This window comes from Streptomyces sp. NPDC006296, assembly GCF_040613235.1.
In the GTDB taxonomy this organism is placed as follows: Bacteria; Actinomycetota; Actinomycetes; order Streptomycetales; family Streptomycetaceae; genus Streptomyces.
Genome location: NZ_JBEXRT010000090.1, coordinates 1 through 2,988 on the forward strand (window position 1 = coordinate 1; position 2,988 = coordinate 2,988).

3 protein-coding genes and 1 pseudogene are annotated in these 2,988 nt (G+C 71.8%); all 4 read right to left on the reverse strand.

The window, feature by feature from the left end:
- Positions 1–53: 53 nt before the first annotated feature.
- Entirely contained in the window at positions 54–410 is a 357-nt protein-coding gene (locus tag ABZ172_RS30015; protein ID WP_356888505.1) for a hypothetical protein, read from the reverse strand.
- 107 nt (positions 411–517) lie between these two features.
- A complete protein-coding gene (locus ABZ172_RS30020) occupies positions 518–2,236 on the reverse strand; it encodes an acyl-CoA dehydrogenase family protein (protein WP_356888507.1) in 1,719 nt (572 codons plus the stop codon).
- A 47-nt stretch (positions 2,237–2,283) separates the two neighbouring features.
- Entirely contained in the window at positions 2,284–2,850 is a 567-nt protein-coding gene (locus ABZ172_RS30025) for a PadR family transcriptional regulator (protein ID WP_356888509.1), read from the reverse strand.
- A 52-nt stretch (positions 2,851–2,902) separates the two neighbouring features.
- A pseudogene (locus ABZ172_RS30030) lies at positions 2,903–2,988 on the reverse strand (carbohydrate ABC transporter permease); the annotation flags it as partial.

Here is a 2,988-nt window from a genome sequence, read left to right on the forward strand (position 1 = left end):
CCCGCCCCCGCCCCCCCCCCCCCGGGCCCCCCCGCGCCCCCCCGCGCCTCCGGTCATTCCCCGCCGGCCGTCAGCGATTCGTAGTACGCACCGAGCCGGCTCAGGTAGAGCACGTCCCCGGTGTCCTGATCACGCTCGAAGCGCGGGGCGTCCTTGATCTGGTCCTTGGTGCACCCCACCGTGACGGAGCGTGCGGCGTGGTCGACGCCGGTCACCATGCCCGCGGGCACGACGACGCTTCTCCCGAACTTCCAGACCCCCGCGTCGATCACCAGGTGGTCGAATCCCGGGACCGGCGAGAGCCTGACGACGGTGCCCACGCCCCCGTCCGAAGCCTCCACGTCGTAGCCGATGACGTCGTCCCCCAGGGTGCCGCCCGCAAGTGCCGGACCCGCCCAGACCGTTTCCATGGTCACCTCCTCCTCCTGGCAGCCCGCCGCGTGCGGCTGCCGGACCTTCCATATGCCCCCGTGCGCGCGGGCGATGCGGGCCGGCCCGGCCCGAAACCCGGTCGGCGTCAGGCGGACATCTCGTACGCCCCCGCGAGCGCCTCGACGCGCTCCCACACCCGGGCCGCACGGGCCTCGTCGACGACGGGGCGGCGCACCGCGGCGAGGGCCCAGTCCTGCTGTCCGGCGGTCGCGGACTCCTTGCCGTGCAGTTCGACGGCGTGCGCGGAGAAGTCGCGGACGAGCACGGCGAACAGTTCGTCGAGCACGTCCTCGTCGAGGCCGGTCAGCCGGGCCTGCTCCAGGATCAGCTGGCCGTGGACGACCAGGGCGAAGAGCTGGCCGACGGACAGCAGGAAGTCGAGGTCGCGGCTCTGCCGTTCGTCGGGCGCGAGGCGGGCGGTGAAGTCGCACAGTGCGTCGGCCTGTTCCCGGAAGCGGGCGGCGTTCGGGACCGCGGCGTACGCGTCGAAGGCGGGGCGCCAGTCGTGGAAGCGTACGGAGCCGAGGCCGCGGGCCGGTCCCTGCCGGAAGAGGAACGCGTCGTCGGCGGCGTCCAGCCGGGTCTCCACGGGCGCGTATGCGGCGGGTTCCAGCAGGTGGTTGCGGAGGAACTTCAGGATGAGGGCGAGGTTGACGTGGACCGTGCCCTCCAGCTTCGGGAGGCTGCGGATCTCGACGGCGGCCTGGGCGAAGTAGGTGTCCTTCTCGAACCCCTTGGCGGCGATGACGTCCCAGAGCAGGTCGACGACCTTCTCGCCCTCGGTGGTCACCTTCATCTTCGTCATCGGGTTGAACAGCAGGTACCTGCGGTCGTCGGGCCCGGCGGAGCGGAAGTAGTCGACGGCGCGGTCGCTGAACAGCTTCATGCCGACGAGCCGGACGTAGGCGTCGGCGAGCTCCCGGCGCACGTGCGGGAAGGCGGTCACGGGACGGCCGTAGAGGACGCGGCGGTGCGCGTGGGTGACGGCCTCGTACATCGCGTGCTCGCAGATGCCGATCGAGGCGGTGCAGAGGTTGAACTTGCCCACGTTGACGGTGTTGAGGGCGGCGTCGAAGGCGGCGCGGCCGGTGTGCAGGATGTCGTCGGGGCCGACCGGACAGCGGTCGAGGCGGAACTCGCTGACGTACTTGGAGGAGTCGACGACGTTCTGGACCAGGTGGTAGGCGGGGTGGCGGCTGTCCGCGGCGAAGAAGACGTATCCCTCCGGGCCCTCGACGTCCGTGCGGCGGCCGAAGACGGAGACGAGGCCGGCGGCGTTGCCGTTGCCTATGTAGTACTTGGAGCCGGTGGCCAGGAAGCCGCCGTCGCCGTCCGGGGTCAGGAGCATGTCGGTGGAGTAGATGTCGGCGCCGTGCGCCTTCTCCGACAGGCCGAAGGCGAACACCTCGCCCCGGTCGAGGAGGTCCGCCGCGCGCTCGCGGGCGGCGGTGTTGTCGCTCTGCCAGACCGGGCCGAGACCGAGGATGGTCACCTGCCAGGCGTACCAGTAGTCGAGTCCGTAGAACCCGAGGATCTCGTTGAGCGCGGCGATGCGGGCGGTGTCCCAGCGCTGGTCCTCCCGGCCGGCGGCCGCGGCGGGGGTGAGGAAGGTGGCGAACAGGCCCTCCTTCGCGGAGAACGCGAGGAAGTCGTCCAGCCAGGCGCGGGACCGGTAGTCCTCGATGATCCGGCGCTTGCCCCGGTCCTCGAACCAGTCGACGGTGGCGCGCAGCAGCCTGCGGGTCTCGGCGTCGAAGTGTGCGGGGTCGTAGGCACGCGGGTGGAACAGCAGCGGGTCGGCCATGGCGGTACGCCTTCCGGGGGTGTGCGGGCGGGAGTTCACGGGACGGTTCAGCTGGGCCGGGCGGTCGTGCCCAGCCGGTGGAGGGTGGTGAGCACGTCGTCGAGCCAGGCGACGGTCATGCGCTCGTACGCGATGCCCCCGCGCAGCACGACGTGCTGGAGTTCCCGGCCGGCGTCGAGCGGTGCCGGGGCGTCCGGGCCGGTGAAGTCGCGCTGCTCCCCGGCGAGGTAGTGCGCGAGCCGGTCGCTGTGGGCGCGGTGGTGCCGCTCGACCTCCTGGATCAGCGCGGCGGGATCGTCGAAGGCGACGCCCCGGATCTTCACGGCGAGGTCGTGGCGGAGGCTCTCGGGTTCGATCGGCCGGTGCAGCCAGCCGGAGAGGGCGGTCCGGCCGGGGCCGGCGACCGAGTACTCCTTCTTGTCGGGCCGGCGTTCCTGCGGGACGTCGCGGACGTCGAGCAGGCCGTCGCTCTCCATGCGCTTGAGGACGCGGTAGATCTGCTGGTGGGTGGCGGTCCAGAAGTAGCCGATGGAGCGCTCGAAGCGCCGGGCCAGCTCGTAGCCCGAGCCGGGTCGTTCCAGCAGGGAGACGAGGATCGCGTGTTCGAGCGCCATGCCCCGATCGTTCTATGCAACTCGTTGCACATCAAGCGGCGGCGGCCGGGTGCGCCGGGATCGCCACGCCGAGCAGGAAGGTGCGGAAGGCGAGCGAGGAGAGGCGGCTGCGGGTGCGCACCGCGACGTAGGCCACCG

Bases quoted from the DNA above. Each gene is read 5' to 3' on its own strand.
- ABZ172_RS30020 (WP_356888507.1), bottom strand. From the start codon at position 2,236: ATGGCCGACCCGCTGCTGTTCCACCCGCGTGCCTACGACCCCGCACAC.
- ABZ172_RS30025 (WP_356888509.1), bottom strand. From the start codon at position 2,850: ATGGCGCTCGAACACGCGATCCTCGTCTCCCTGCTGGAACGACCCGGC.
- ABZ172_RS30015 (WP_356888505.1), bottom strand. From the start codon at position 410: ATGGAAACGGTCTGGGCGGGTCCGGCACTTGCGGGCGGCACCCTGGGG.